The 26,461-nt window shown below is 61.7% G+C and carries 24 protein-coding genes; 14 read left to right on the top strand and 10 right to left on the bottom strand.

Annotation, left to right across the window (positions count from 1 at the left end; genetic code table 11):
- The first annotated feature begins 51 nt into the window (after positions 1-51).
- The 5 genes from PBDP_RS17945 (at position 52) to PBDP_RS17925 (ending at position 5,441) form a co-directional block, all read left to right on the top strand.
- On the top strand, positions 52-1,389 hold the full coding sequence (locus tag PBDP_RS17945) for an ABC transporter substrate-binding protein (RefSeq protein ID WP_163858115.1): 1,338 nt from the start codon (positions 52-54) through the stop codon (positions 1,387-1,389).
- 69 nt (positions 1,390-1,458) lie between these two features.
- Complete coding sequence (locus PBDP_RS17940) at positions 1,459-2,793, top strand: ABC transporter substrate-binding protein (RefSeq protein ID WP_109753265.1); 1,335 nt, start codon at positions 1,459-1,461, stop codon at positions 2,791-2,793.
- 65 nt (positions 2,794-2,858) lie between these two features.
- Positions 2,859-3,635, top strand: coding sequence for an ABC transporter ATP-binding protein (locus tag PBDP_RS17935; RefSeq protein WP_109753264.1), 777 nt, complete (start codon positions 2,859-2,861; stop codon positions 3,633-3,635).
- Between the two features lie 170 nt (positions 3,636-3,805).
- Positions 3,806-5,038, top strand: a complete 1,233-nt coding sequence (locus PBDP_RS17930; protein ID WP_212801088.1) for an SfnB family sulfur acquisition oxidoreductase — start codon at positions 3,806-3,808, stop codon at positions 5,036-5,038.
- A 10-nt stretch (positions 5,039-5,048) separates the two neighbouring features.
- Positions 5,049-5,441, top strand: coding sequence for a hypothetical protein (locus PBDP_RS17925; RefSeq protein ID WP_212801087.1), 393 nt, complete (start codon positions 5,049-5,051; stop codon positions 5,439-5,441).
- Positions 5,442-5,535: 94 nt separating this feature from the next.
- Here PBDP_RS17925 and PBDP_RS17920 read toward each other — a convergent pair whose 3' ends face one another.
- From PBDP_RS17920 to msuE, 5 genes are all read right to left on the bottom strand, one after another.
- A complete protein-coding gene (locus tag PBDP_RS17920) occupies positions 5,536-6,384 on the bottom strand; it encodes an amidohydrolase family protein (protein ID WP_212801086.1) in 849 nt (282 codons plus the stop codon).
- Positions 6,381-7,511 carry an FMNH2-dependent alkanesulfonate monooxygenase gene (gene ssuD / locus PBDP_RS17915; RefSeq protein WP_212801085.1) on the bottom strand — a complete coding sequence of 377 codons (1,131 nt, stop codon included), beginning with the start codon at positions 7,509-7,511 and terminating at the stop codon, positions 6,381-6,383. Before ssuD ends, PBDP_RS17920 begins: the two co-directional genes overlap by 4 nt.
- Before the next feature lie 117 nt (positions 7,512-7,628).
- Positions 7,629-8,732: a sigma-54 interaction domain-containing protein gene (locus PBDP_RS17910; protein WP_163858125.1), complete on the bottom strand. Its 1,104-nt coding sequence runs from the start codon at positions 8,730-8,732 to the stop codon at positions 7,629-7,631.
- Positions 8,733-8,740: 8 nt separating this feature from the next.
- The gene (locus PBDP_RS17905; RefSeq protein ID WP_109753258.1) at positions 8,741-9,928 is read right to left on the bottom strand and encodes an acyl-CoA dehydrogenase family protein; all 1,188 of its coding nucleotides are present in this window, start codon (positions 9,926-9,928) and stop codon (positions 8,741-8,743) included.
- Positions 9,929-9,987: 59 nt separating this feature from the next.
- Positions 9,988-10,551 (bottom strand): FMN reductase, encoded by a 564-nt coding sequence (gene msuE, locus PBDP_RS17900; RefSeq protein ID WP_109753257.1) that lies wholly within the window; start codon positions 10,549-10,551, stop codon positions 9,988-9,990.
- Positions 10,552-10,880: 329 nt separating this feature from the next.
- Here msuE and PBDP_RS17895 point away from each other — a divergent pair, with 329 nt between their 5' ends.
- Positions 10,881-11,150 (top strand): YceK/YidQ family lipoprotein, encoded by a 270-nt coding sequence (locus PBDP_RS17895; RefSeq protein WP_109753256.1) that lies wholly within the window; start codon positions 10,881-10,883, stop codon positions 11,148-11,150.
- 61 nt (positions 11,151-11,211) lie between these two features.
- On the opposite strand, the gene PBDP_RS17890 is transcribed toward PBDP_RS17895, so the two are convergent.
- Positions 11,212-12,081: an NmrA/HSCARG family protein gene (locus PBDP_RS17890; RefSeq protein WP_109753255.1), complete on the bottom strand. Its 870-nt coding sequence runs from the start codon at positions 12,079-12,081 to the stop codon at positions 11,212-11,214.
- A gap of 142 nt (positions 12,082-12,223) precedes the next feature.
- On the opposite strand from PBDP_RS17890, the gene PBDP_RS17885 reads away from it, so the two are divergent.
- On the top strand, positions 12,224-13,099 hold the full coding sequence (locus PBDP_RS17885) for a LysR family transcriptional regulator (protein ID WP_109753254.1): 876 nt from the start codon (positions 12,224-12,226) through the stop codon (positions 13,097-13,099).
- A gap of 6 nt (positions 13,100-13,105) precedes the next feature.
- On the opposite strand, the gene PBDP_RS17880 is transcribed toward PBDP_RS17885, so the two are convergent.
- Positions 13,106-13,564, bottom strand: a complete 459-nt coding sequence (locus PBDP_RS17880) for a winged helix-turn-helix transcriptional regulator (RefSeq protein ID WP_109753253.1) — start codon at positions 13,562-13,564, stop codon at positions 13,106-13,108.
- Positions 13,565-13,835: 271 nt separating this feature from the next.
- Here PBDP_RS17880 and PBDP_RS17875 point away from each other — a divergent pair, with 271 nt between their 5' ends.
- Both PBDP_RS17875 and PBDP_RS17870 read left to right on the top strand, forming a co-directional pair.
- Positions 13,836-15,038 carry an MFS transporter gene (locus PBDP_RS17875; RefSeq protein WP_249411803.1) on the top strand — a complete coding sequence of 401 codons (1,203 nt, stop codon included), beginning with the start codon at positions 13,836-13,838 and terminating at the stop codon, positions 15,036-15,038.
- Positions 15,035-15,937 (top strand): EamA family transporter, encoded by a 903-nt coding sequence (locus tag PBDP_RS17870; RefSeq protein ID WP_212801084.1) that lies wholly within the window; start codon positions 15,035-15,037, stop codon positions 15,935-15,937. The genes PBDP_RS17875 and PBDP_RS17870 overlap by 4 nt, the downstream gene beginning before the upstream one ends.
- A gap of 26 nt (positions 15,938-15,963) precedes the next feature.
- Here PBDP_RS17870 and PBDP_RS17865 read toward each other — a convergent pair whose 3' ends face one another.
- Positions 15,964-16,854 (bottom strand): LysR family transcriptional regulator, encoded by an 891-nt coding sequence (locus tag PBDP_RS17865; protein ID WP_109753250.1) that lies wholly within the window; start codon positions 16,852-16,854, stop codon positions 15,964-15,966.
- A 169-nt stretch (positions 16,855-17,023) separates the two neighbouring features.
- On the opposite strand from PBDP_RS17865, the gene PBDP_RS17860 reads away from it, so the two are divergent.
- The 5 genes from PBDP_RS17860 (at position 17,024) to PBDP_RS17840 (ending at position 23,783) form a co-directional block, all read left to right on the top strand.
- Entirely contained in the window at positions 17,024-18,106 is a 1,083-nt protein-coding gene (locus PBDP_RS17860) for a 4-oxalomesaconate tautomerase (protein WP_116832724.1), read from the top strand.
- Between the two features lie 42 nt (positions 18,107-18,148).
- On the top strand, positions 18,149-19,474 hold the full coding sequence (dctA, locus tag PBDP_RS17855; RefSeq protein WP_109753248.1) for a C4-dicarboxylate transporter DctA: 1,326 nt from the start codon (positions 18,149-18,151) through the stop codon (positions 19,472-19,474).
- 140 nt (positions 19,475-19,614) lie between these two features.
- Entirely contained in the window at positions 19,615-20,919 is a 1,305-nt protein-coding gene (locus PBDP_RS17850; RefSeq protein ID WP_109753247.1) for a CitMHS family transporter, read from the top strand.
- Positions 20,920-21,011: 92 nt separating this feature from the next.
- A complete protein-coding gene (locus PBDP_RS17845) occupies positions 21,012-22,265 on the top strand; it encodes an OprD family porin (protein ID WP_212801083.1) in 1,254 nt (417 codons plus the stop codon).
- A 261-nt stretch (positions 22,266-22,526) separates the two neighbouring features.
- Entirely contained in the window at positions 22,527-23,783 is a 1,257-nt protein-coding gene (locus PBDP_RS17840; RefSeq protein ID WP_212801082.1) for an MFS transporter, read from the top strand.
- Positions 23,784-23,986: 203 nt separating this feature from the next.
- On the opposite strand, the gene PBDP_RS17835 is transcribed toward PBDP_RS17840, so the two are convergent.
- Complete coding sequence (locus PBDP_RS17835; protein WP_212801081.1) at positions 23,987-24,874, bottom strand: GntR family transcriptional regulator; 888 nt, start codon at positions 24,872-24,874, stop codon at positions 23,987-23,989.
- A 117-nt stretch (positions 24,875-24,991) separates the two neighbouring features.
- Positions 24,992-26,308 carry a CitMHS family transporter gene (locus PBDP_RS17830; protein ID WP_176687607.1) on the bottom strand — a complete coding sequence of 439 codons (1,317 nt, stop codon included), beginning with the start codon at positions 26,306-26,308 and terminating at the stop codon, positions 24,992-24,994.
- Positions 26,309-26,461: the final 153 nt, after the last annotated feature.

Below are 26,461 nucleotides of genomic sequence, written 5' to 3'. Positions count from 1 at the left end.
GACCCGACCCAGGGAAAGGAGGTTTCCAACACTGCACAAGAAGTACAGACCATGCGTAGAACCTTGCCTCGCCTCCTGTTCGCCAGCCTTTTCGTGGCCGGTGTCCAGGCCCTGCTGCCGACCATCACCCAGGCCGCCAGCAACCAGCAATTCATCCCCATGGCCACTTACCGGGTCGGCGCCTACGCCTCCAGCGGCATCCCCTGGTGGGCGGGGGAAATCGACTATTTCCGTTATATCAACGAAGTGGAAGGCGGCATCAACGGCGTCAAGCTGGTCTGGCAGGAGTGCGAGACCGAGTGGAACGTCGACCGTATCGTCGAGTGCTATGAACGCTACAAGGGCGGGCTCGACGGCGCCCCGACAGCGTTCTTCTTCACCCACAGTACGCCGGGCTCCTATGCGCTGATGGAGAAAGGCGCGGCGGACCGGATCCCGCTGATCGACGGCGCTGGCGGGCGTACCGAGTCCACCGACGGCAGCGTGTTTCCCTATGCCTTCCCGCTACTGCTCAATTACTACGGCCAGGCCTCGGTGGGCATCAACTACATCGCCGAGCGCGAGGGCGGTTTCGACAAGCTCAAGGGCAAGAAGATCGTCACCGTCTACCACGACTCCGCCTATGGCCGGGAAACCCAGGCACCGATGACCTTGCTGGCGCAGAAGTACGGTTTCGAGAACATCCAGATTCCGGTGGCCGATCCCGGCAATGAACAATCCGGGCAATGGCGCCAGGTGCGGCAGATCAAGCCGGACTGGGTGTTCCTGCGGACCTGGGGCGTCTCCACCCCGGTGGGGATCAAGACCGCCGCGAGGTTCGGCATCCCGGTAGACCGCATCATTGGCGATGTCTGGGCCGGCTCCGAGGCCGACGTGATCCCGGCTGGCCCTGCCGCCAAGGGCTACCAGGCCCTTGCGCCGTTTCCGGGCGGCGACGGTTTCGAGATCCACAAGCGCTTGCGCCAGTCGATTCTCGATACCGGCAAGAGTGACCTCAAGGACCGCAGCTATTTCGGCAAGGTCTACTACAACATCGGTCTGATCAATGCGGCCATTGCGGTCGAGGCGCTGCGCACGGCCCAGGCCAAGTTCGGCAATCGCCCCCTCAACGGCGAGGAAGCGCGTTGGGGCTTCGAACACCTGGACATCGATGCCGCGCGGCTCAAGGCCAGCGGTTTTGAAGGCCTGCTACCACCGCTGAAACTGTCCTGCTCCGACCATGAGGGCGGCGGCGCGGCGCGCGTGCAGCAATGGGATGGCGAGAAATGGGTATTGGTGACTGACTGGGTCCAGGCCGACCGCGCCACATTGCGCCCATTGATCGAAGCCAAGTCTGCCGCCTACGCCAAGGAGAAGGGCATCACCGCGCGTGATTGCGCCCGCGAATAATGAGCCGCCGTCGATAACTGTCGTCCGGCTGCCATGGCGCGGTCGGGCACTCAAGCCGAGAAAAAAATCATGCATGCAACCCTCAAACGTAGTCTCGCCGTCGTTGGCCTGGCGCTCAGCGCCTGCGCGGTGCTGGTACCGGCCGCTCAGGCGGCCAACGAACAGTTCTTCCCGCTGGCCACCTACCGGGTCGGCGCCTATGCCTCCAGTGGCATTCCAGTCTGGGCCGGAATGATCGACTACCTGCGCTACATCAATGAGGTGGAAGGCGGGATCAATGGCGTCAAGCTGGTCTGGCAGGAATGCGAGACCGAATGGACGGCGGAGAAGGGCATCGAATGCTACGAACGCTTCAAGAACGGCCTCAATGGCGCGCCGGTGGCGGTCTACCAGCCGAATGGCGCGCCAGCGGCCTATGCCCTCGCGGACAAGGCCGCCGCCGACAGGATTCCCTTGATCACACTCGGCTATGGCCGCACCGAAGCCACCGACGGCAGGGTGTTTCCCTATAACTTCCCGGCCATGCTGACGTTCTACAGCGAGGCCTCGGCGTTCATCAATTACGTGGCCGAGCGCGAGGGCGGGCTGGACAAGCTCAAGGGCAAGAAGATCGCCACCGTCTACCACGACTCCGCCTACGGCCGGGAAACCCAGGGGCCACTGGCGCTGTTGGCGCAGAAATACGGCTTCGAGAACATCCAGATCGCGGTGGCAGACCCAGGTAATGAGCAGGCCGGACAGTGGCGCCAGGTGCGCCAGCTCAAGCCGGATTGGGTGTTCCTGCGGACCTGGGGCGTGTCCACGCCGGTGGCGATCAAGACCGCCGCAAGGTTCGGCTACCCGGTGGAGCGCATCGTCGGCGACATCTGGGCCAGTTCCAACGAAGACGTGCTGCCGGCCGGTGAAGCAGGCAAGGGCTACCTGGCACTGACGCCCTATCCGGGCGGCGCCGACTTCGATATTCACCAGCGCCTGCGCCAGTACATTCTCGATACCGGCAAGAGCGACCTCAAGGATCCGAAGAGCTTCGGCAGCGTCTACTACAACTCTGGCCTGGTGAACGCCGCCATTGCCGTCGAGGCGATCCGCACCGGGCAGAAGCATTTCGGCAATCGTCCGCTCAACGGTGAGGAGGGCCGCTGGGGCCTGGAGCACCTCGACCTCAACGATGCACGCCTCAAGGAAATCGGTTTTCTTGGGCTGATGCAGCCGCTGAAGCTGTCATGCAGCGACCACGAGGGCGGTGGCGCGGCGAAGGTGCAGCAATGGGACGGCCAGCAGTGGAAGCTGATCACCGATTGGGTCCAGGCCGACCGCGCGACGTTGCGGCCACTGATCGATGCCAAGGCCGCCGAATATGCGAAAGAGAAGGGTGTGACCGCCCGCGATTGCGCGGCGCTGTAGCCATGCACTCGGTTCGGTAAATCGAAACACAACCGGGCGCGACCGCGCCCAAGGAGTAGGGAATCATGACCAACGCGGCCCTTGCCGGCACCGAAAACAGAGAGTTGCTGGCGGTGCAAGACATCGAAGTGATCTACGACGGCGCGATCCTCGCCGTGGCCGGGGTTTCCCTGCGGGTCGGACAGGGTGACATCGTCGCCCTGCTCGGCGCCAACGGGGCCGGCAAGAGCACCACGCTCAAGGCCATCTCCGGGTTGGTCCAGGCCGATCGGGCGCAAGTCAGCCGTGGACGGATTGTCTTCCAGGGACAGGACACCGCCGGGGTTGCGGCCAATCTGCTGGCGCGCCAGGGCATCGTCCATGTGCTGGAGGGACGACATGTATTCGCCCACTTGACTGTCGAGGACAACCTGCGCAGCGGTGGTTTCCTGCGCAAGCCGACACGACGGGAGCTGGAGCAGGATCTGGAGCGTATCTACGCCTGGTTTCCACGCCTGAAGACCAAGCGCAAGACCCAGGCCGGGCTGACCTCGGGCGGTGAGCAGCAGATGCTTGCCCTTGGCCGGGCCCTGATGACCAAGCCTCGACTGGTGCTGCTCGATGAACCCTCAATGGGGCTGGCGCCGATCCTCGTCGAGGAGATTTTTGCCATCGTCGCGCAGCTCAATGCCCAGGAAGGCATGAGCTTTCTGGTGGCCGAGCAGAACATCAATGTCGCCCTGCGCCATGCCAGCTACGCCTACATCCTGGAGAACGGGCGGGTGGTGGGTGAGGGCGACGCCACGGAGCTGGCGGCGCGGGAAGACATCCAGCATTTCTACCTGGGTGGCAAGGCTCGTTGATGGGGTGTGACGCAACTGTTCGCTGGGCAACAGTCCATCGACAGTTTGCCGCTCCCGAGGCTTTCAAGCGTACTCGGATATTTCTTCAAGCTATTGAATATAAAGCGTTTTAAAGGTTGGTACGGGCTGTGCTTTAGCTCTGGGTGAACCCGTTATGCATGGAGTAGCACATGACCGACTCACCATCTTTCGATCAGCCTGGGCAGGCGCGTCCGGCGCCACGCAGTCCGGCCCACATCATCCGTAGTGACGCCGAGGCCATCGAGGTGGCACAGCGCCTGGCCGAGGATTTCGCCCGCGAGGCCGCTTTGCGCGACCGCGAGCGACGCCTGCCCTGGGAAGAACTCGAACGCTTTTCCGCGAGCGGGTTGTGGGCGATCCGCGTGCCGAAGGCCTACGGTGGCGCCGAGGTGTCCTATGCCACCCTCAGTGAAGTGATCGCGATCATTTCCGCTGCCGATCCGTCTCTCGGCCAGTTGCCGCAGAACCACTTCGGCGTGCTCAGCAACCTCAGCCTGACCGGCAGCGAGGAGCAGAAGCGCCGTTACTACGCCAAGGTGTTGCAGGGCTATCGCTTCGGCAACGCTTTTTCCGAGGCGCGCAGCCAGTACGTCACCACCTTCCAGACGCAGATCCGCTTCGATGGCGACACCGCCGTACTCGACGGCGAGAAGGCCTACTGCACCGGTGCGCTGTTCGCCCACATCGTGCCGGTCGCCGGGGTGGACGAGGTGGGGCACGTCCATATCGCCCTCGTTCCGCGCGATGCCGCAGGCCTGACAGTGATCGACAGTTGGGACGGTTTCGGCCAGCGCATCACCGCCAGCGGCCAGGTGCGCATCGAAGGCGTGCGGGTGCCGGCGAGCGACGTGGTGCCGGCCTGGAAGGCCTATGACCAGCCCACCTCTGACGGCCCGATCTCACAAATCATCCAGGCTGCGGTGGACACCGGCATTGCCCGTGGCGCCTTCGCCGAGACCTTGCGCGTGGCACGCCAGGCGCGTCCATGGGTGGACAGCGGGTTGCAACACGGCTGGCAGGACCCGCTCGGCCAAGCGTTGATTGGTGAGTTGGCCTGGCGCCTGCAAGCGGCCGAAGCGATCCTGCGGCGCGCGGCGCACGCGGTCGACCGTGCTGTCGCCGAGCCCAGCGAAGAACGGGTTGCCGAGGCCTCGGTAATCGTCGGCCAGGCCAAGGTGCTGTCCACCGAGATTTCCCTGGAGGCTTCCAGCCGCCTGTTGGAGTTGGGCGGCACCCGCAGCGTCTCGGCCAGCCAGGGGCTGGATCGGTTCTGGCGTAATGCGCGGACTCATACCCTGCACGATCCGGTGCGTTGGAAATATCACTTGGTCGGCAATCAGCTTCTCAACGGCGTCAAGCCGCAACGTCATTCCTGGAACTGAGGTATCGCGCATGTCCAACTTACATTCTCAAGGCCGCAGCGACCTGGCCCATGCCCGTCATGTCGAGGCGGCGCTGCTTGACTACCTGCGTGCGCAGAGCGCTCGTCATGAGGCCCTGGTGATCGCCGCGGTCGGTGAACTGCGCATCCGCATCGACGCTGCCGATGCCTTGTTGGCGTACGCCGACGAGTCCCAGTCGGCCGCCATCGCTTTTCGCCTGGCCGCCGCTGAATCGGCGCGCCTGGCCGGCCATGTCTACTTCGAACTGGCCGGTCGCAGCTTGCCGCGGCCCTTGCCGGAAAACCCCGAGCCGGCATTGCTGACTCAACGTCGACTGCTTGGCGACCATTACCTCAATGGCGCTGCGTTGGCCGACGGACAAGGAAATGGGCTGGGTAGGTGAATGGATCCGGGGAGTGCAGGAGCGCTCCCCGGGTTTCCTGCGGCAGGGTTTGAACCGCAGGAAATGCTGAACGAGAAACAGAGTCGACGTCGGCTCAGGCCAGCCCTAACACCCTGCGCGCGTTACCGTGGAAGAACTTCTCCAGCACCTCGTCCTTGAACCCCAGTTGCAGGGCATCTTCGATACTTTGGCGGATTGGGCGGAATGTGTAGGAAGAGCCAAACAACAACTGCTCGGCCAGGTAGCCGTTGGCGGCCTGCACATAACCCTCGCTGCCCGGCTGGAACAGGTACATGTCCGGCACCAGGTGAATGTTTTCAAAGCGGAACGCAACGCCGAGGGCCTGCTGCACATTGGGCCAGTAGCCGTGGTAAACGACGATCGTCAGGTCCGGGAACGCCCGAGCCACAGCAGCCAGGCGTGCCGGGTCGTTGTAGCTCGGGTCCGGTGTGGTCGGCCCGCTCATCAGGAACAGCGGGATACCGCGCTTTTGCAGATGTTCGTAGATCGGCCAGTACAGTGCGTCGTCGGGGTGTCGGGCCGGCTCGGCGAAACCCGGCTCCAGGTCGATGCCGGCCAGGCCCAGTTGGTCGATCGCCCGGTCGATTTCCGCCAGGGCGCCTTCGATTCCCTGCAGCACCGGTTCTATCGAGCCGATGCCGATCAGTTCGTCGTGGCCATGAACGATTTCGTGGATGCGTTCATTCGGCAGGTGTTGCCCCGGGGTGTGGCGGCCGACCACCACGGCTTTGTCCAGGCCGGCATCCCGTACTTCGGCGAGAAAACCCTGCGGGGTCAGCGAGCGCTCGAAGTGATCGTCCGGCCCGCGGGTGCCGACACGTCGGTTGAGCCAGCGCGCCACGGCGTGTTCGGGCGAGCCCGGCACGCCGCCGAAGAAGGGGTGCAGGTAGGCCGGGCGACAGCGTAGGTCGATGACTTTCATGCGACTTTCTCCTTGCCTGCGCGAACGTCGAAGGCGCCGCCGGTGAAGGCGCCTTCGACGGTGACCTTGCCCTTGCCCGGCAACAATGGGAACACCAGTTCGGCGAAGCGATAGGCTTCTTCCAGGTGCGGGTAGCCCGAGAGTACGAAGCTGTCGACACCCAGCTCGGCGTATTCGAGCAGGCGTGCGGCGACGGTTTGTGGGTCGCCCACCAAGGCGGTGCCGGCACCGCCACGGACCAGGCCGACACCGGCCCACAGGTTGGGGGCCACTTCCAGTTTATTGCGGTCGCCGCCATGCAACGCGGCCATGCGCCGCTGGCCTTCGGAATCCATTTTGCCGTAGTTGGCCTGGGCCGCAGCGATGGTGGCATCGTCCAGGTGACTGATCAGCTCGTCGGCCGCGGCCCAGGCGGCCTCGTTGGTTTCCCGCACGATCACATGCAGGCGCACGCCGAAGCGCACGCTGCGTCCATGCCTGGCGGCACGGGCGCGCACGTCGGCAATTTTCTCGGCCACGGCAGCCGGTGGTTCGCCCCAGGTCAGGTAGGCGTCCACATGCTTGGCCGCCAATTCGTGCGCGGCCTCTGATGAACCGCCGAAGTACAGCGGCGGGTGCGGTTGCTGCACGGGGGCGAAGAAGTTCTGGGCGCCACGTACTTTCAAGTGCTTGCCGTCGAAGTCGACGGTCTCGCCTTGGAGCAGACGCCGCCAGATGGTCAGGAATTCGTCGGAGGCGTCATAGCGCTCGTCGTGCGTGAGGAACACACCGTCGGCTTGCAGTTCGGTGGCATCGCCGCCCGGCACGACGTTGAGCAGCAGGCGGCCTCCGCTGGCCTGATCCAGGCTGGCGGCCTGGCGCGCCGAGGCCGTGGGGTTACCCAGCGACGTGCGCAGCGCCACCAGCAGCTTGATCCGCTGGGTCACCGGAACCAGGCTGGCAGCGGTCACCCAGGGATCCAGGCAACTGGCCCCGGTGGGGATCAGCAGGCCATCGTAGCCGAGCTGATCGGCAGCCACGGCGATCTGGCGCATGTAGGCGTTGGTCGCCGGCCGGCCGCTGCCGGAATGGCCCAGGTAGCGGGTGTCGCCGGAGGTGGGAAGGAACCAGAAAATATCCAGGCTCATGAAGTTTGATCCTTGTGCTGTTGAGAGTATGGAAGGGCGCATGGGCCCTTGCTGTATCGCAACGCTTGGCGTATCGGGGCTTTGTCGGCCAGGCCGCATTGCCTGTTTTTATCGTGATCAGATTGACAGTTGCAGGGCCTGGCCCGGATGCGTGTTGCTGTCCGGGCGGCGTCGGTTGACCACCAGCTCGCCAATGGCGATCAGACGCGCCCGCGTGACGTTGCGGCTCAGGCCCAACAGGCTGGCGGTGCGCACCTGGTTGCAGTGACAGAAGCGATAGGCGGCGCGCAGCAGACTGTCTTCAACCTTCTCGTGGAGGCCGCCGGCCTGTTCTTCGAATAGCCGGTGAAAGGTGCGCAGCAGTTGTTCGTCGGCGCTCTCGCCGTGGGTGGCCTGGGGTTGTTCCTGGCGCTCGATGCGCAGGGACGACAAGCGTAAGTCGTCTTCCTCCACCAGGCCGTTGCGGCACACCAGCAGGGTGTGGTGGATGACGTTTTCCAGTTCGCGGATGTTGCCCGGCCAGCTGTAGTCCACCAGTTTGCGTTCGGCTTGCGAAGTCAGGCGCACCTCGCCATAGCCCAGGCGATTGCAGTAGGTCTTGATGAAGTGACGGGTCAGCGGCAGGATGTCGCCCGGTCGCTCACGCAATGGATAGAGTTGCAGGCTGACCACGTCGAGGCGGTAATACAGGTCTTCGCGGAAGTGGCCGGCGCCGATGGCCTTATCCAGTTGCACGTTGGTGGCGGCGACCACGCGTACATTGATCGGGATGCTCTTGCGCGAGCCCAGGCGCACCACCTCGCGTTCTTGCAATACTCGCAGCAGCTTGACCTGGATGGCCATCGGCAGGTCGCCGATCTCGTCGAGGAACAACGTGCCGCCGTTGGCTTCCTCGAACCAGCCGGCCTTGGCGGCAAGGGCGCCGGTGAAGGCACCTTTTTCGTGGCCGAACAGCTCAGCTTCCACCAGCGATTCGGAAAAGGCCCCGCAGTTGACGGCAACGAACGGTCCGGCGCGGCGGCCGCTGAGGTTGTGGATGTGACGCGCGACCAGCTCCTTGCCCGTGCCGGTCTCGCCAATGATCAGGACGCTGGCCTCGCTGGGGGCGACCTGTTGCACGTGAGCGAGCAGCGCCTGCGATCTAGGGTCTTCGAAGACCTGTGCGGTCGCCCGGATCGAGGTAGCTAGTGTCGGCGAAGGGGGGAGAGTCAGCAGTTGCATGGGCATCCCTATGAGTAGAAGGAGGGGGTAGGCCGCGTCTGGTTCAGCGCCCAGTCACCCAATTCGTGGAGTTTGTAATCCACCGGGTCGTGCAGGCTCTGGGTGCGCAGGTTGCGCCAATGGCGGTCGAGGCGCAGCGAAGCGTGGGTGGCGCGGGCGCCGGTGACTTCGAACAGGCGGCTACAGATATCCAGGCCGGTGCGTACGGCGGCGACTTTGGCGGTGGCGATGGACAGCGCCAGTTGTGCGCGTTCCTCGGCACCCAGCGCGTGCCCCTTGTGCCAGGCTTCATCGAGCTGCTCGGCGGCGCGTTCCACCAATAGGCGCACGCTTTCCAGGCCGACCCAGAACTCGCCGTAGTGGCGTAGCACATAGGGGTCTTCGCTGACGTGCTGGGCCTTGGAACGGAACCACGGCCGACCTTCCTTGAGGGTGTAATGGCGGGCCTCTTCCAGGGCGCCTTCGGCGATGCCGAGGAAGATGTGGGAGAAATGCAATTGGGCGATCAGCGGGCGCAGGCAGGCGAAAGGCGTGCTCAGGGGGCCGGGGTCGAGCAGCAGTTCGTTCTCTTCCACGCGCACCCGTTCGAAGGTGGCGCTGCCGCTGTCAGTCTGGCGCTGGCCCATATTGTCCCAGTCGCCGTGCAGGGTGATGCCGGTGCGGCCACTGGGGATCGCGGCGATCAGCAGTTTACCGCCGGCGCTTTCGTCGATGGCCGAGGCGATCAGCATTTCCGAGTCGCTGGCACCGGAGCAGAAGCTCTTCTTGCCGGAGAATTCGCGCCAGCCGTCGAAGGTCTTGACCACGGTGCGGGTGTCCAGCGGGTTCAACGCGTTGCCCCAGAACCAGTTCTTGCGGGCGGTCTGTTCGAACCAGGGTTGCCATTGATCGGGGCGCGAAAACAGGCGCACGGTGGCCAGCATCAGGTGCTGGAAACCGAAGACATGGGCGATGGAGCTGTCCACCTTGGCGAACTCGCGGACCACGCCGAGGGTTTCGCTCCAACTGGCCCCGAGGCCGCCAAACTGGGTTGGAATGCTCAAGGCCAGCAGGCCGCTCTGGCGAATGGCGTCGCGTTGCTCCTTGGGGGTGCCGCCGGCCTCATCACGCTCGACGGCGGTTTCGGCAAATTCCGCAGCCAGGCGGCGGGCGGTCTGTAGCGGGGTCAACACGGTGGGCTGTTGTTGGATTCTCACGCGATATCCCTCGCGAAAAGGCCTTCCAGGCAAATGCAGTGGTGATTCATGCGGGTTCCTCAGGCGATCTTGCGCAAAGCATGCGCCTGGTCGGCAAACAGGCGAGCGGCGCGTGCGGCTGCCAGCTCGATGCGCGACTGCAAGGCCGCGTTGACGATGCGGTAGTCGGTAAAATCGGTCTCGCTGGCGTACACGCCAATGGGCAGGGTCAGCGACTGGAAGAAACTGAACAGCGGGCGCAGTTGATGATCGAGGACCAGGGCATGGCGCTCGCTGCCACCGGTGGCGGCCAGCAGTACCGGCGTGTTGACCAGGGCGTCCTGGCCGACCAGGTCGAACAAATGCTTGAACAGGCCCGGATAGGTGCCGCGATAGACAGGCGCGGCCACCACCAGCAGGTCGGCAGACTCGATCAGGCGCAGTTCATGCTCGACGGTTTCCGGCAATTCCTTGCGCCACAACGCACCGCCCAACGGACGGGCAATGTTGCCCAGTTCGATCAAGTGGGTGTCGATGACCAAGTGCTGGCCGAGTTCGCCCAGGATGGCTTCGGTCAGTGCCAAAGTGCGCGAGGGGCGGGAGGTACCGCCGGAAACAGCGACGACTTTCAGGGGAGTGCTCATCCTAGGTGTTCCTGTTGGACTGTTGATCGAGGTACACAGGCTTGAGCAAGGGCCGTACCAACGCGAAAAGCCCAGTATTTGCTGGGCTTCGCGGGGCAGGGAGGGGGAGCGACTGTTGGTCTGGCGGATGAATTGTTGAATGGCTGTTGCTCGGGCAACAGTTGATCCATTGTTTCCCAGGCAACAGTGTTCAGTGGTGGGATTGATGCATGGGAAGGTCTGGGGGGCGCTGGTGCAGTCTTGCGCCCCTCATTCCGGTAACACTGCTTGCCCCTATAGGTCGTCCGCCATCGGTGCTACAGTCCGGTCTTTCCAGGGGAGGGAGCGGCATGCGGATCGTAGCAATGGCTTTGACGATGGCGCTGCTGGCCGGCTGCGCGACGGCCAATGAAACCTTTGGCATGGGGCAACTTTGCGGCCGTCAGCCTTATTGCGGTGCGGCGACCGATATCGAGATCATCAAGGGCTCGACGAACGACAACGACGTGTATTCACGTGCGCTGGCACCGTTTGCAATCATTGACCTGCCTTTCAGTATCGTCGCCGATACGTTGATCCTGCCTTATACGATTTTTCATATGAGGCCTGCCGAGGAGTAATCGTGTTGCCTCGACCGGTTGAATCATCGGGGCAGCAATACGGCATGACGACCCCTGCTGTTCAAACCCCGGCGATGGTCTCGCGGACGAAGTCTTCGTAGGTGCGCAGCGGGCGTCCGAGGATGGCCTGTAGCCGCTCCACCGTTCCTTCAACCGCCTGCATACCGAACGTCTGGATGCCAGACATCATCAGGCGCATGTCATAAGCCAGCCAGGCGGGACCGTAGGCGGCCAATTGCGCTTCGAAGGCAGCCACATCGTCACCGCCGTAGGCGATCTCGCGACCCAGGGCGGTGCTCCAGATCTTCGCCACGTCGGTGCCGGTCAGTGCGTGCGGGCCGACCAATTCCAAGGTGACCCGATCCAGGGCCGAAGGTGCCTTGTCGCGTCGCAGCAACTCGGCAGCGGCGATATCGGCGATGTCCCGGGTATCGATCATCGACACGCCCGCCGAGCCGATCGGCATCGGGTATACCGCGTAGTTCTGAATGGTCTGCTGGACCATGAGTTCGTTTTGCATGAAGTAAGCCGGACGCAGGATGGTGGCGGGGATGTCGAGGCTCTCGATCATGCGCTCGACCGTGTGCTTGCCGGTGAAGTGCGGAACGTGGGTGAACTTGTCGGCATGAATCACCGACAGGTAGACGATGCGCTCGATGCCTGCTTCGCGAGCGAGGTTCAAGGTGATGAGGGCTTGTGTCACCTCGTCGGGCGTCACGGCGTTGAGCAGGAACAGCGTACGCACCGACGCCAGTGCGTTGCGCAGCGAAGGGACGTCGGTGAGGTCGGCAACGACTTCAGTGACGCCCGCCGGGAAGGAGCCCTTGCCAGGTTGGCGCACGAGGGCTTTGACCTCGGTGCCTGCGCTGGCGAGGCGTTGAATGATGAGTGAACCGATGGTGCCTGTGGCGCCGGTAACGAGAATGCTCATTTGAATCTCCTGCAAAAGGGTGGGGGAGTCAGAAGGTCCGCTACGACCTTGTCGGCCCGTTGCGATGGACAAACGATATTGTGTTGCAGGAGTAAAACGAAGACGCCAGGATGTAGACACTCCGTTGCAAAAATGGAACACCATGAACCTGAACGCGCTGATCGATTTCACCCTCGTCGCAACGAACGAGGGGCTGGGAAAGGCAAGCCGTGCGAGCGGAATAGCCAAGGCCACCTTGTCGCGCCGCATTGCCGACCTTGAGGAACAACTGGGCGTAAGGCTGATCGAGCGCAGCGCGCGCGGTCTGAAGCTCACCGAGGCTGGAGAGCTACTGCTGGCCCGGGCCGAAGGGCCGTTGGCCGAGGTGGCGGAAGCCATGGCGGCGGCGAAGGAGGGCGTATCGACGCCTCGCGGACGCTTGCGTGTCGCTGCCCCAGTCCTGTTCTCGCAGCTTGCGATGGGAGGCATCGGCGCAGAGTTTTGTGCGGCTTATCCTGACGTCACGATCGAGGTCATTTCGGAGGATCGCGTGGTCGACCTCGTCGAGGAACAATTTGATGTCGCCATCCGGATCAACCCCAGCCCAGACAGCAGTCTGGTCGGTCGCTGCTTCGCCAAGGACCGGCTGGTGGTGGTGGCCGCGCCTGGACTGCCGATGCCCGCACCCGGCGCCATCCGCTCGGTTCCCGGCATTGTGGTCTCCAGTTTCGAGCCCACCCATTGGACACTCGATGGCGGTCACTTGGTCCTGGAACCGATCCCCAGGCTGAGGTTCTCTTCGTTCCTGATGATCCGCGATGCGGCCATCGCCGGTGGCGGGGCGGCTCTCATCCCGCAATCGATGGCGTGGAGCCAACTGGCCAATGGCGAGTTGGTCCAGTGGGGCACGGTATCGGGGAAAGAAGCCGAACTCTGGGTCTTGCACACCTCCCGACGGCTTGCTGCGCCGAAGGTGCGGGCATTTGTCGATTTCATGTGTGCCAGGTACCCGGACATGTCCCTGGTCTTGCAGGGATAAAAACGTTCACGTCAGGTCGTCGGTCACGAGCCTCACCCTGTGGCAATCGGCCGGCCCGAGTTTCTGACCGCTTGAGGAGCGCACCTCCATCGGCATGAGTGTCTGGCCGGAGGCGTTGTCCAACAGCACGGAACGCGTTTCTCCCGGCTCGAACAGGAAACGTTCGCCCCACTGCCGCAGACTGACCACCACCGGAAAGATCTCCCGGCCTTTCTCCGTCAGGACGTACTCCTTGTAGGCACTCCCATCCGAGGCGGGACGAACGTCGAACACCCCGACCTCGACCAAGGCTTTGAGTCGCGAAGCCAGAATGTTCTTGGCTACGCCCAGGCTTTTTTGAAATTCGCTGAAGCGGCGAATGTCGTCGAATGCATCGCGAATGATCATCAGCGACCAGCGATCGCCAATCACGTCCAGTGTCCTGGCTACCGGGCATTCGTTGTTTTGCGATGAAGCAGTTTCCATTTGATTGAGCCTCTGGAAAAGCATTGCCAAGTTGGTCGGCATTTTTGTGGTTGCAAATTGAAACCTGATCAAGCAACAATCCAGACAGGTTTTTAATTGAAACCAGTTTAGCGCCAAGGAGACGTCCATGACAGCAGAGGCCGACTGTTTCACCCGACAGCCTTCGGGAAATCAGGGGGGTGAGGGGGCTTGCTCCCGCTTGAGTGCGGAGCGCTCACGGGAGGGGCCGCTTCGCAGCCCAGCGGGAGCAAGCTCCCTCGCCACGGGTTCGTTGAATGAACAGCTGTGCCCAGGGCTTTCGCCATCGCTCACGTTATTGTTTTCCGTGACCTGCGCACTGGCCGTCGCCAATGTCTACTTTGCCCAGCCCTTGCTCGCCTCGATGGCCGAGAGCCTGGGCGTCGCTTCTGGGTTGATCGGGGTTGTGGTGACGGCGACCCAGGTGGGTTACGCGCTGGGGTTGCTGTTCATCGTTCCGTTGGGAGACAAGATCAACCGTAAACGGCTGGTTTTCGCCCAACTGGTGTTGTCTGCCATCGCGCTGGCGGCCGTTGGCTCAGCCCAGCATTGGTTGGCTTTGCTGGGCGCCATGATCGTGATGGGGCTGCTGGCGGTAGTCGTCCAAGTGCTGGTGGCCTATGCCGCCGCGCTGTCCTCGCCCTCCCAGCGGGGGCAGGCCGTGGGAGCCGTCACCAGTGGCGTTGTCCTGGGGATTCTCCTGGCGCGGTTTACTTCCGGGGTGATCGCCGATCTGGCGGGTTGGCGCGGGGTTTATTTCGTGTCCTCGGGCTTGATGCTGGCCATCGCGGCGGTGTTCTGGGCCGTGGTGCCTGCTGCCGTGTCGCCCCGTCACCGGCAACCCTACCTGGCGCTGATCCGCTCGCTGTTCAGGCTGTTCGCGACCGAGCCGATGCTACGGAGCAGGGGGCTGCTGGCCTTACTGATCTTTGCCGCTTTTTCGGTGTTATGGACGGCCATGGTGCTGCCGTTGAGCGCCGCGCCGCTGTCGCTTTCGCATACGGTCATCGGCTTGTTTGGCCTGGCTGGCGTCGCCGGGGCCCTGGCGGCCAGAAGAGCCGGTCGTTGGGCCGATCAAGGCTTTGGGCAACGTGTTACCGGCTTGTCGCTGGGGCTCCTGACGCTTTCCTGGTTGCCCATCACGTTTGCCGAAACCTCCTTGATCGTGCTGGTCTGCGGCGTGGTGCTACTCGACTTCGCGGTACAGGCCGTGCACGTCACCAACCAGAGTTTGATTTTCGCTGCACGGCCCGACGCCCAAAGTCGAATGGTCGGCGCCTACATGTGTTTCTACTCGGTGGGCAGCGCACTGGGCGCGGTTGCCGCGACCCAGGTCTATGCGCTGTGGGGCTGGATGGCGGTCAGCCTGCTGGGCGCCTTGATCAGCCTCGCCGCGTTGGCGTTATGGATGGCCTCGATGCATTTTTCAACGACCCTGCCCGGAAGATCAGCATGAAAATCGGACACCTGTTACTCGCCATCTCGATAACGGCCATTTGGGGCGTGAACTTCTCGGTGATCAAGCTGGGCCTCATCGCCGTTGACCCGCTGATCCTGGCGGGTATTCGCTTCACGCTCTGCGCATTGCCGGCGATTCTTTTCATGCCGAAACCCGATGTGCAGTGGCGCTATATCGTCGGCTATGGCCTGGTCTTCGGTATCGGGCTCTGGGGTGTCGTCAACATGGGCATCAAGGCCGGTCTTTCAGCCGGCATCGCGTCGCTGGTGCTTCAGTTCAGCGCCTTTTTCACCATTGTGCTGGGTTCGTGGATCTTCAAGGAGGCGATTTCCCGTTACCAACTGGCGGGTATCGGTATCGCTTGCTGTGGCTTGTTGAGCATCCTCTCGATTGCTGATGGCACCGTGACGACGACCGGGTTGTGCCTGGCGCTGCTGGGGGCAGTGGCCTGGAGTGTGGCCAATGTCATCAGCAAAAAAGCCAAGACCACCCAGGTCTTCGCGTTCCTGGTGTGGTCCAGCGCGTTTTCGCCCATCCCGCTGTTCGCGCTGGATTATGCGGTGAATGGTTCGACAGGTTACAGCGCGTTGGTGAATCAACTCGACTACCGCGCCGTCCTGTCGATCCTGTTCCAGGTCTACCCCAATACACTGTTCGGCTACTGGGTGTGGAACTCGCTGCTGAAACGTTATCCGGTGTCCACCGTCGCGCCCTTGTCGCTCTTGGTGCCGGTATTCGGCCTGCTGGGTTCGGTGCTGATTTTTGATGAGCGCCTGTCACTCAACAAACTCATTGCCGTCGTGCTCATCGTGGCGGGGCTTGGCGTCGGCTTGTACGGGCAGCGTGCCCTCACTGCGCTCAAGCGTTCGGTACGAGTGGGCGACGTTTCGAGGTGATCATCGATCCAGGATTCGGCCTCGCTTCATTGCGGCCACTGTTCAAGCAGGATCGAGACGAATTTCTCCGCAGCCGGGGAGAGCGATGAGCCCCGACGGTAGACCAGGCCCAGCGAGCGGTTTACCACCGGTTCGATCAGCGGCACGCTGACCAGGGTTGGATGATCCCCGGCCGGCATTGCCAGGCTGGGCATCGCCGATACGCCGAGGCCAGCTTCCACCAGCCCCAGCGACGTAGACAAGTGCTGCACTTCGTAAAACCATTGCGGGCGCCAGCTCAGGCCTGACAGCGCGTGGTCCAGCAGCATGCGGTTGCCGCTCAGGCGGCCGACGCCGATCAGCCGGTAATCACTGAGCTCCGACCAGGTGACCGCATTGCGTCCAGCCAACTCATGGTCGCGTCGGCAGGCCAGCACAAAGGGTTCGTTGACCAGGGGCACGAACTCAATGTCCGGGTGCTGGCCGCTCATCATGTTGATGCCGAAATCGGCTTCGCCGCGCAGCACCGCCTCCAGTCCTTCGTTGGCGCTGAGGTCGAGCAGGCGGATGCGGATTTTCGGGTAGCGCTCGTTGTAGAGACGGATCACCGACGGCAGGAAATAGAACGCCGCCGTGGGGATGCATGCCAAGGTCACCCGGCCGATCTGCCGCTCTGCCAGCTCGCGAATGTTGAGAATCGAGTCGTCGAAATCATCCAGCAAGCGCCGCGCCTTGGGCAGGAAATCACGGCCGACACTCGTCAGGCTGACCTTGCGGGTCGTGCGATCGAGCAAAGCGGTTCCCAGGCCTTCCTCGAGTTTTTTCATCCGCCGACTCAATGCCGGTTGGGACAGGTGCAGCGCATCTGCGGCCTCGTGGAAGCTGCCCAGTTCGGCGATTTTCACGAAAGATCGGATGTCCTGAAGCTCATATTCCATATGTTTTCTCAACCTGGCAGGGCGAAGCGCGATGCCAACCATCGTAAAGTAATTCATTTGTGAAACGCAATAATCGCTCCGATCTTTGCATTGGAAACACTTTTCAAACCCTGCCACTCTTGTGTCCAGAGCATCAATTATCCAGATTGATTAACAAGAGTTAGTATTCATGCAGCGAATTCCTTGTGTGCTAATGCGCGGCGGTACGTCCAAAGGCCCGGTGTTTCTCGCCTGGGATCTGCCGGTCGCCATCGCCGAACGTGACGAGCTGCTGCTCAACCTGATGGGCTCCGGCCATGAGCTGGAAATCGATGGCATCGGCGGCGGCAGTCCACAAACCAGCAAAGTGGCGATCGTCAGCCCATCGCTGCACCCTGACGCCGATGTCGACTATTTGTTCGTCCAGGTCATGGTTTCCCAGCGTCGGGTCGATACCGCACCCAACTGCGGCAACATGCTCTGCGCCGTCGGCCCGTTCGCCATCGAACAGGGATTGGTCAAGGCGTCGGGCGAGCGGACTCGGGTGCGTATCCGCAACCTCAATACCGGGACCTTCGTCAATTCCGAAGTGCAAACCCCAGGTGGCAAGGTCAGCTATGAGGGCGATACCGCCATCGACGGCGTGCCTGGCACCGCCGCTCCGGTGCAACTGACCTTTCTCGACGCCGCGGGCAGCAAGACGGGGAAACTCTTCCCGACCGGGCAAACCCAGGACCTGATCGACGGCATCCCGGTGACCTGCATCGACATGGCGATGCCGATGATGATTGTTCAGGCCAGTCAGCTGGGTAAGCGCGGCGACGAAAGCCCCGCCGAACTGGACGCCGATAAAGCCTTCCTGCAGCGTCTGGAGGCCTTGCGCCTGAAAGCCGGCCTGGCCATGGGCCTGGGTGATGTCAGTGACAAAGTCATTCCCAAGCCGGTACTGGTGTCTCCGGCCAAGTCCGGCGGGACGGTCCAGGTGCGTTATTTCATGCCGCACAACTGTCACCGCGCCCTGGCGATCACCGGTTCCATCGGCCTGGCCACCGCATGCGTGACCGAGGGCAGCGTCGTCGCACAGCTGCTCGGCACCGTCAGTGAGCCGCGCTTGCAACAGGTTCGGATTGAGCATCCAAGCGGAGGTATCGATGTCGTACTGTCCTACACCGGTGAAAAGGGTGAGACCATTCAGGCCTCGGTAGTACGTACTGCGCGCCGGCTCTTCTCAGGTTACGTCTACGCCACGACGGCCCAGCGGCTGGCCGGATAGCCCCAGGCCGCCAGGGTCTTTTGCATCAGAACAATTCTAAAAATGGGTGATGCCATGAAAGTTGTAAAATCGCTCTACTTCCAGATCATCTGCGCCGTGCTGCTGGGCGTGATCGTCGGGCACTTCTGGTCGCAACAGGCAATTGCCTTGAAGCCGCTGGGCGATGCCTTCATCAAGCTGATCAAGATGATGATCGCGCCGGTGGTGTTCTGCACCATTGTCACTGGCATCGCCGGCATGAGTGACAAGCGCTCGCTGGGGCGTCTGTTGAGCAAGACCCTGCTGTTGTTCCTGGCGCTGACGGTGATTAGCCTGATCATCGGCCTGGTATCGGTCTACCTGTTCAAGCCTGGCGCGGGGATGAACATCGATCCGACGCAGTTGAGCACCAAAGGACTGTCGCAGTACACCGACTCCGCCGCGAAACTGAGCGTGGTGGACTTCTTCATGCACATCATTCCCGACACCTTCATCGGCGCCTTCAATAAAGGCGAGGTGTTGCCGGTGCTGTTTATCGCGGTGCTCAGCGGGTTTGCCCTGTCGTCCCTGGGCGAGCGCGGCAAGCCTGTGCTGCAGGTGCTGGAGTCAGCTTCGCACATGGTGTTCAAGATTTTCTCCTACCTGATGCGTTTCGCTCCGATCGGCGCTTTCGGGGCCTTGGCCTTCACGGTGGGGCAGTACGGCATCACGTCGCTGGGCTCGCTGGCCAAGCTGATCATGACCTTGTATATCGCCTGTGCCTTCTTCGTCTTCGTGGTGCTGGGCGGTATTTGCCGCGCGCACGGTTTCAGCCTGTGGAAGCTGTTGCGTTATCTGCGTGAGGAGTTCCTGGTGGTATTGGGGACGTCCTCGACCGAACCGGTGATGCCGCGGATGTTGGAAAAACTCCAGGCCCTGGGTTGCAAGAAAGGCGTCGTAGGGCTGGTGCTGCCGACCGGTTACTCGTTCAACCTCGACGGTACGGCGATCTACCTGTCACTGGCGGCGATCTTCATTGCCCAGGCCTGCAACATCGACCTGACGCTGACCCAGGTCATCACCATGCTGGCGATCATGCTGCTGTCGTCAAAGGGGGCCGCGGGTGTGACCGGCAGCGGGTTTGTCGCCCTGGCCTCGACCTTGACGGTCATCCACGACATTCCCCTGGCGGGCCTGGCCCTGTTGATCGGGATCGACCGATTCATGTCTGAAGCGCGGGCGTTGACCAGCCTGGCGAGCAACGCCGTCGCGACCGTGGTGATCTCCCTCTCGGAGAATGCCTGTGACCGCGAAGTCCTGTTGCAGACCCTGGATGGCAAACCTGCCCTGACGCAAGCCCCGGCAACGGACTCGAGCTGGGACGGCGCGAAGGTCGCCAAACACATCTAGCCGTTCACGGCTGATTCGACAGCACCGCGTAAGCTTATTCAATCCCTCTGCGCCAGGCACACCTTCGTGTTGCCTGGCGGGTGGGAGGGCGTGCGCCTGGGTGTCTGCCAAGCTACTCATAACAACAAGAGATCTGACATATGCTCGCTTTACTTGGCTTGGCCATGGTGGTGGTCTTCACCTTCCTGATAATGACCAAACGGCTGTCGCCGATCGTCGCCCTGACGGTGGTGCCAATAGTCTTTGCAGTGCTCGGCGGCTTTGGCGGGACCACCGGCAAGATGATGCTGGATGGCCTGAAAATGGTCGCGCCGTCGGCGGCGCTGCTGTTGTTCGCGATCCTGTTTTTCGGCCTGATGATCGACGCCGGCTTGTTCGACCCGCTGATCCGCAAGATCCTCAAGCGGGTCAACGGCGATCCGATGAAAATCGCCGTGGGCACCGCGCTGTTGTCGCTGTTGGTGGCGCTGGACGGTGACGGCACGACGACCTACATGATCACCTGTGCCGCGATGTTGCCGCTGTATAAGCGCATCGGCATGAATCCGATGATTCTGGCAACCATTTCCATGCTCTCCTTGAGCATCATGAGCGGCATGACCCCTTGGGGCGGCCCGGCGACCCGTGCGATCGCAGCGCTGGGCCTGGATGCCGGCGAGTATTTCGTGCCGTTGCTGCCGACCATGATCGGTGGTGCGGCGTGGGTGGCGTTCACGGGGTTCCTGCTGGGTCGTGCCGAGCGCAAGCGCATCGGTAACGTCCAACTGCAAAGCGGCGGCGGTGACTGCTACATCAACGCGATCATGGAGGACACGCCGCACAAGCGTCCGAAGCTGGCCTACGTCAACCTGCTGCTGGTGGTCGCGGTGATGGTCGCGCTGGTGATGGGGATCATGCACTCGGCGATTCTGTTCCTGATCGGTTTCGTCCTGGCGCTGATGATCAACTATCCGCAGCTAGATATTCAGAAGGAACGCATTCTCGCCCACTCGGGCAATGCCATGACCGTGGTCCTGCTGGTATTTGCCGCGGGCATCTTCGCCGGGATTTTTTCCGGGACGAAAATGGTCGATGCGTTGGCACAAACCCTGGTCGACTGGATTCCGCCTTCCTGGGGCCACCTGTTCCCGCTGGTGGTGGCGATTACCAGCATGCCGTTGACCTTCGTATTGTCCAACGATGCCTACTACTTCGGTGTCGTGCCGATCCTGGCCAATGCCGCGGCGGCCTACGGGATTGATCCGGTGGAAATTGCCCGGGCGTCGATTCTTGGCCAGCCGGTGCACCTGATGAGCCCATTGGTGGCCTCGACCTTGTTGCTGGTGGGCATGGTCGACCGCGACCTGGGCGACTTCCAGAAGGCTACCGTGAAATGGGCGGTACTCACGTCCCTGGTGATTACCGCGCTGGCCCTGCTGACCGGTGCGCTGACGCTGTTTTCCTGATTCACCCGACAACCTTAGCTTCTTGCCTGACACACCCCCGCAAGCGGGGGTGCGCCGGCCTGCACGCCAAATAACAACAACGAGTAACTCGAATGACCACTTTGCTTACCCGCGGGGCTTTGTTTCCAATCCTTGGGCTGTTGCCCCTGGCCACGGCCAGTGCCGAAGGCTTTATCGACGACAGCAAGCTCAAGCTGCAATTGCGCAACGTCTACTTCAACGAAAATTTTCGCGACGAGCACGGGATGAGTGCACGGGCGGCGAGGACCGCCAAGAGTGAGCGCACCGAATGGGCCCAAGGCTTCCTGCTGGATTACCAGTCGGGCTTTACGCCGGGCACCATTGGCTTCGGGGTCGATGCCCTGGGCCTGCTCGGGGTCAAGCTGGACTCCGGGCGTGGCCGCAGCGGTACCGGCCTGCTACCGGTGCATGACGACGGCCGCGCCGCCGACGAGTTTGCCAGCGCGGGCATGACCGCCAAGGCCAGGCTGGCCAAGACCACGCTCAAATACGGCACCTTGCTGCCCAAGACCCCGGTGCTGGTCTACAACGATGCGCGACTGTTGCCCCAGACTTACCAGGGCACCCAGATCACCAGCAGTGACATCGACAACCTCACTGTCACCGGCGGGCATCTGGAGCGTTTCAAGCTGCGGGATTCGAGCGACAGCATGCCTATCGTGCCCGACGGCTATGGTGGCGATAAGTCCGGTGACTTCAGCTATGCCGGCGCCGACTACAAGCTGGGCAAGAACATCCGCCTGAGTTACTTCTATGGCGAGCTGGAGAATTTCTATCGACAGAACTTTGTTGGCATCCAGCATGATCTGCCCCTGGGCGCCGGGGTGTTGACCAGCGACCTGCGCTACTTCAACAGCGTCGATTCGGGGTCGGCCTACGGCGGCAAGATCGACAACGACATGCTCAGCGGATCGCTGTCCTACGCCGTTGTCGGCCACACGTTGAGTGCTGGCTACCAGACCCTCAGTGGCGAGGCAGGTCTGCCTTATATCAGCGGTGCCACGGTGTACTCCTTCAGCAACGTCGGGATCGGCAAGTTCATCGAGGAAGACGAGAAGACCTGGATGCTCGGTTACGGCTATGACTTCGCTCGCCTCGGTGTGCCCGGCCTGACGTTTTCCACCCGCTACCTGAGCGGTAATGACGGCAAGTCCAACACCACAGTCAAAGAGTGGGAGCGTGACGCAGAGATTGCCTACGTGGTGCAGCAGGGTACGTTCAAGGGGCTGGGGGTGAAGTTGCGCAACTACGTCTATCGCTCGGATTATTCACGAGGTCGTGACAGCAACCGGATCTACTTCACCTACGACATCGCCCTTTGGTAGGTGATGTAGTTTACCTAAGAAAAACGATGGACCTGTGGCGAGGGAGCTTGCTCCCGCTCGGCTGCGAAGCAGCCGTGAACCGGTGGGTGCGGTATGTCTGTTTACGCGTTCGGCACGTTTGGGGCCGCTTCGCGACCCAGCGGGAGCGATCCCTGGCCACGGTTTCCTCAGTGGCCTCGGGTTCGTCACGGTGGTTCGGTTCGATTCTTTGCGACATCATGGCGTCAATCAACTTTGGGCAAAACCCTCATCGAGGCCGCTGTGGATCGAAACCTGGACCGACGCAACAACCTTTCCCTGGATGGCCTGAACTTCTTCCTCGCGGATGTGCGTGATGGGTTGGGTCCGTACCTGGCGATCTACCTCCTGGCGGTGCATCGCTGGGACCCGGCCAGCATTGGCGTGGTGATGACCGTGGCGGCGATGGCCGGCCTCGTTGCCCAGGCGCCCGCCGGAGCGCTGATCGACCGGGTGCGCAGCAAGCGCGCCGTGGTGGCCGTGGCGGCCTTGTTGGTGACGCTGGGTTGCCTGGTGCTACCGTTCACTTCTTCCTTCGGCCTGGTGGCGTTGACCCAGGCGCTCGGCGCCGTGGCGGCGTCGGTCTTCGCGCCGGCAATTGCGGCGATTTCCCTGGGCATCACTGGCGCCAGGGCCTTTACGCGGCGTACTGGGCGCAACGAAACATTCAACCACGCGGGCAATGCCTGCGCGGCGCTGCTGGCGGGTGGGTTCGCCTGGTTGTTCGGTCCTATCGCGGTGTTCTACCTGATGGCCGCGATGGCACTGGCCAGCATCGTAGCGGTCAGTTGCGTGTCCGCCGAGGCCATCGACCATGATGTGGCCCGGGGCCTGGAAGTCGGTCAGTCAGTACAGGGGCCGGCACCCTCGGCGCTGCGCGTGTTGCTGGACAACCGCACGCTGCTGTTGTTCGCCATTTGCTGCGGGCTGTTCCATCTGGCGAATGCGGCGATGCTCCCGCTGGTCAGCCAGAAGCTCGCCCAGGCCAATGCACACCTGGCCACGCCGCTGACGTCGGCCTGTATCGTCGCCGCGCAGCTGGTCATGGTGCCCATGGCGTGGCTGGTCGGCGTCAAGGCCGATGCCTGGGGACGCAAGCCGTTGTTGCTGGCCGGCTTCCTGATCCTGCCCATCCGAGGTGTGTTGTACGTGCTCTCGGATGATCCTTATTGGTTGGTGGCGGTGCAGTTGCTCGATGGTATCGGTGCCGGTTTGTTTGGCGCATTGTTTCCCCTGGTGGTGAAGGACCTGACCCAGGGCACCGGACGTTTCAACGTCAGTCTCGGAGTGCTCTCGACGGTGTTCGGGTTCGGCGCGGCGTTGAGTAACAGCTTGGCCGGTTTTGTGGTGCAAGGGGCCGGCTATAGCGCCGCGTTCCTGACCCTGGCGGCGATTGCCGCGCTGGCCTTCGGCCTGTTGCTGGTGATGCCCGAGACCTTCATGCCCAGCCGCGTTTCACAGCCCGGTACGCTTCCCGTATCCGACGGTGAGGTTGCGTGACCACTGTCAGGCGGACACGTTAGCCAATGCTTGTGTTGTTTGAATCATAAAATGAGCTTTATATGGATATAAATCAATTTGTGATCTTTATGATTGACTGATCCGACAACTAGCTGGATGCGGTCGATTGGCAAAGTCCAGGCAGGGGAAAGCGAACACGGCCTGTCAGGCCGCGCTTGGGATGAATGAGGGAGGAGGGAAGCCTATTCGAACAGCGCGGGATCTACTTTTTTACGTCGGGCCTGCTCCAGATGCTTGCGCATTTGGTCTGCTGCCGCCAATCGATCCCCGCGTTCCAGGCAGTCGAGGATAGTGAGATGCTCCTCCGCCTGGCCTTTGCGGGGGGGCCGTGTACTGGCTTGACGGTACTCCACCAGCCGACGTAATTGGTCGATGCGCCGCACAGTTTGTTGAAGGAAACGATTGCCGGAACACGCGGCGAGGGTTTCGTGAAACAGTGAGTTCGCCTCGAACAGCTCTTGAGCAGTCATGGTCAGGTAACCGCCGTTGGCAATGAACTCCTGCTGCTTGCGGCAGCTGGCAAGCGTCTCCCGGTCGATCTGGAAGGTGGGCGAGAGCAGGCCTGCCGGTTCGATGGTGGCGCGGAACGAATAGCTTTCCTCATACGCCTCCACAGAGTCAATCATGGGCAGAAGCCGCCATCCTTGACCCGCACGTTGTTCAATCCATCCTTCCTGCTGGATGCGTGAGAGAACCGCTCTTAGCGCTGCCCGAGACACATCAAACCGACGCATGAACTCAATCTCGGTGAACAGCTCTGGGAGCTGTCGGCTAAGACGTAGTTCGGCAAATTTCAGGTAAAGCGGGTCGTCACTGTTCTCCATGACTTCCGAGACGAGATCGCCTAATTCGTCGCTGGAGCGGGCTAGAAAAAAGCCACGGTTGCGATCGTAGATGAGCATGCCCTTTTCGACCAGATGGGCCATGGCAAACTTGACCGGTGTACGTGAAACATTGAGCGTTGTGGCCAACTGTGACTCGACCAGGTGGTGTCCTATATCGAAGCGCTCACGACGCACGTGAGAAACAATGTCACGCGCAATGCGTGCTTGCAGAGGGCTTAGAGGCATTAGATCGAGAACCGAATAGAGCTGGCCATGGAATCACCATTCTAGCGCGTCGATAAGCTTAACGGCAGAGGTCGGTTTTTTGCCTCTGCCGTGACTTCGACAGCTTTAAAGCCTGTTTTAGCGCACTTGATAAAACGGGAACGCACCAAACAGAAGGCCGCCTACCAATAGGCCGAAGCTCGCAAAAATGGCCCATTTAAGAGCGAAGCGTTGATGATCTCCGAGATCTACCTTGGCCAACGCAACGAGCAGGTAGAGTGATGGGACCAGTGGGCTGAGCAGGTGCACAGGCTGACCGACCACCGAAGCACGTGCGATTTCCAGTGGGGTTATCCCGTATTGAACTGCGGTTTGCGCAATCACCGGCAGAATGCCGAAGTAGAACGCGTCGTTCGACATGAAGAATGTAAACGGCATGCTGACGAGGGCGGTGAATACAGCCAGGAACGGGCCGAAGCTTGGTGGAATTACATGCAGCAAGCTCTTGGCCATGGAGTCCACCATGCCGGTTCCGGAAAGGATCCCTGTGAAAATGCCTGCCGCGAAAATGACAGCTGTAACTGCCAGCACGTTCATTGCGTGAGCGGCAATGCGAGCTTTTTGCTGCTCGATGTTTGGATAGTTGAGCATGATGGCGATAGCGAAGCCGACCATGAACAAGATCTGGATCGGCATGGCACCAATGATCAAGCACGCGATCAGGCCTAGCGTCAGGATCAGGTTTGGCCAGAACATCTTCGGACGACGATTTTCATCGCATTCTTCTGCTGAACCGTTACCCAGCGACATGGAACCATGATGGAAGTCATCCAGGTGAAGGATGCCAAGGCGCGTGCGCTCTTTGCGACCAATGACTACAGCGGTCAAGATCAGGCATGCAGCGCCTAGCAGCATGCCTGGAATCATTGGCAGGAAAATCTCCATCGCGTCCACGTGCAGTGCCGCAGCGGCGCGGGCGGTCGGGCCACCCCACGGAGAAATATTCATGATGCCGCTGGCAATGTTCACCAGGCATGTCATGCCCAATACGCTCATTCCCAGTCGCTGGTACAGCGGCAAGAAGGCAGCACAGGCGATCATGTACGTAGTCGAACTATCGCCATCGAGCGATACAAGCATCGTCAGAATGGCTGTTCCCACCGAGACCTTAAGAGGGTCGCCTTTCACCACTTTCAGGATGAAGCGCACAAGGCCGTCAAACAGCCCTGCGTCAATCATGATGCCGAAGTAGAGAATCGAGAAGGTCAGCATCACGCCGGTTGGTGCAAGCGTTTTGACGCCGTCGAGCATCATGGCGCCGAGACCTGCGTAGTGGCCTCCAATCAACGCGAAAATGATCGGTATCAAGATCAATGCGATGAGCGCGGAAAGGCGCTTCGTCATGATCAGGTACATGAAACAGATGACCATTGAAAAGCCAAGGACTGTTAGCACGGTCGAACTCCCATTTTTCTAGACGTATGTGGCTCTCGTCAGCCATGTGGCCGGGATAGCGCCATGGCTTTCAGATCGAGACTGGCTCGATACAAATGGGAGTGAAGGTGTCGCTGGGGCATGTGAGCTTGATCATGGTGGGCCTCGATTTTC

The organism is Pseudomonas sp. St290 (assembly GCF_018325805.1).
GTDB classification, from domain to species: Bacteria; Pseudomonadota; Gammaproteobacteria; order Pseudomonadales; family Pseudomonadaceae; genus Aquipseudomonas; species Aquipseudomonas bijieensis.
The sequence above is the reverse complement of the archived record's forward strand: the minus strand, read 5'-3'. Positions and strand labels throughout refer to the sequence as shown.

Coding starts and splice junctions, on each gene's coding strand:
- PBDP_RS17945 (WP_163858115.1), top strand. CDS start 52: ATGCGTAGAACCTTGCCTCGCCTCCTGTTCGCCAGCCTTTTCGTGGCC.
- PBDP_RS17940 (WP_109753265.1), top strand. CDS start 1,459: ATGCATGCAACCCTCAAACGTAGTCTCGCCGTCGTTGGCCTGGCGCTC.
- PBDP_RS17935 (WP_109753264.1), top strand. CDS start 2,859: ATGACCAACGCGGCCCTTGCCGGCACCGAAAACAGAGAGTTGCTGGCG.
- PBDP_RS17930 (WP_212801088.1), top strand. CDS start 3,806: ATGACCGACTCACCATCTTTCGATCAGCCTGGGCAGGCGCGTCCGGCG.
- PBDP_RS17925 (WP_212801087.1), top strand. CDS start 5,049: ATGTCCAACTTACATTCTCAAGGCCGCAGCGACCTGGCCCATGCCCGT.
- PBDP_RS17920 (WP_212801086.1), bottom strand. CDS start 6,384: ATGAAAGTCATCGACCTACGCTGTCGCCCGGCCTACCTGCACCCCTTC.
- ssuD (WP_212801085.1), bottom strand. CDS start 7,511: ATGAGCCTGGATATTTTCTGGTTCCTTCCCACCTCCGGCGACACCCGC.
- PBDP_RS17910 (WP_163858125.1), bottom strand. CDS start 8,732: ATGCAACTGCTGACTCTCCCCCCTTCGCCGACACTAGCTACCTCGATC.
- msuE (WP_109753257.1), bottom strand. CDS start 10,551: ATGAGCACTCCCCTGAAAGTCGTCGCTGTTTCCGGCGGTACCTCCCGC.
- PBDP_RS17895 (WP_109753256.1), top strand. CDS start 10,881: ATGCGGATCGTAGCAATGGCTTTGACGATGGCGCTGCTGGCCGGCTGC.
- PBDP_RS17890 (WP_109753255.1), bottom strand. CDS start 12,081: ATGAGCATTCTCGTTACCGGCGCCACAGGCACCATCGGTTCACTCATC.
- PBDP_RS17885 (WP_109753254.1), top strand. CDS start 12,224: ATGAACCTGAACGCGCTGATCGATTTCACCCTCGTCGCAACGAACGAG.
- PBDP_RS17880 (WP_109753253.1), bottom strand. CDS start 13,564: ATGGAAACTGCTTCATCGCAAAACAACGAATGCCCGGTAGCCAGGACA.
- PBDP_RS17870 (WP_212801084.1), top strand. CDS start 15,035: ATGAAAATCGGACACCTGTTACTCGCCATCTCGATAACGGCCATTTGG.
- PBDP_RS17865 (WP_109753250.1), bottom strand. CDS start 16,854: ATGGAATATGAGCTTCAGGACATCCGATCTTTCGTGAAAATCGCCGAA.
- PBDP_RS17860 (WP_116832724.1), top strand. CDS start 17,024: ATGCAGCGAATTCCTTGTGTGCTAATGCGCGGCGGTACGTCCAAAGGC.
- dctA (WP_109753248.1), top strand. CDS start 18,149: ATGGGTGATGCCATGAAAGTTGTAAAATCGCTCTACTTCCAGATCATC.
- PBDP_RS17850 (WP_109753247.1), top strand. CDS start 19,615: ATGCTCGCTTTACTTGGCTTGGCCATGGTGGTGGTCTTCACCTTCCTG.
- PBDP_RS17845 (WP_212801083.1), top strand. CDS start 21,012: ATGACCACTTTGCTTACCCGCGGGGCTTTGTTTCCAATCCTTGGGCTG.
- PBDP_RS17835 (WP_212801081.1), bottom strand. CDS start 24,874: ATGCCTCTAAGCCCTCTGCAAGCACGCATTGCGCGTGACATTGTTTCT.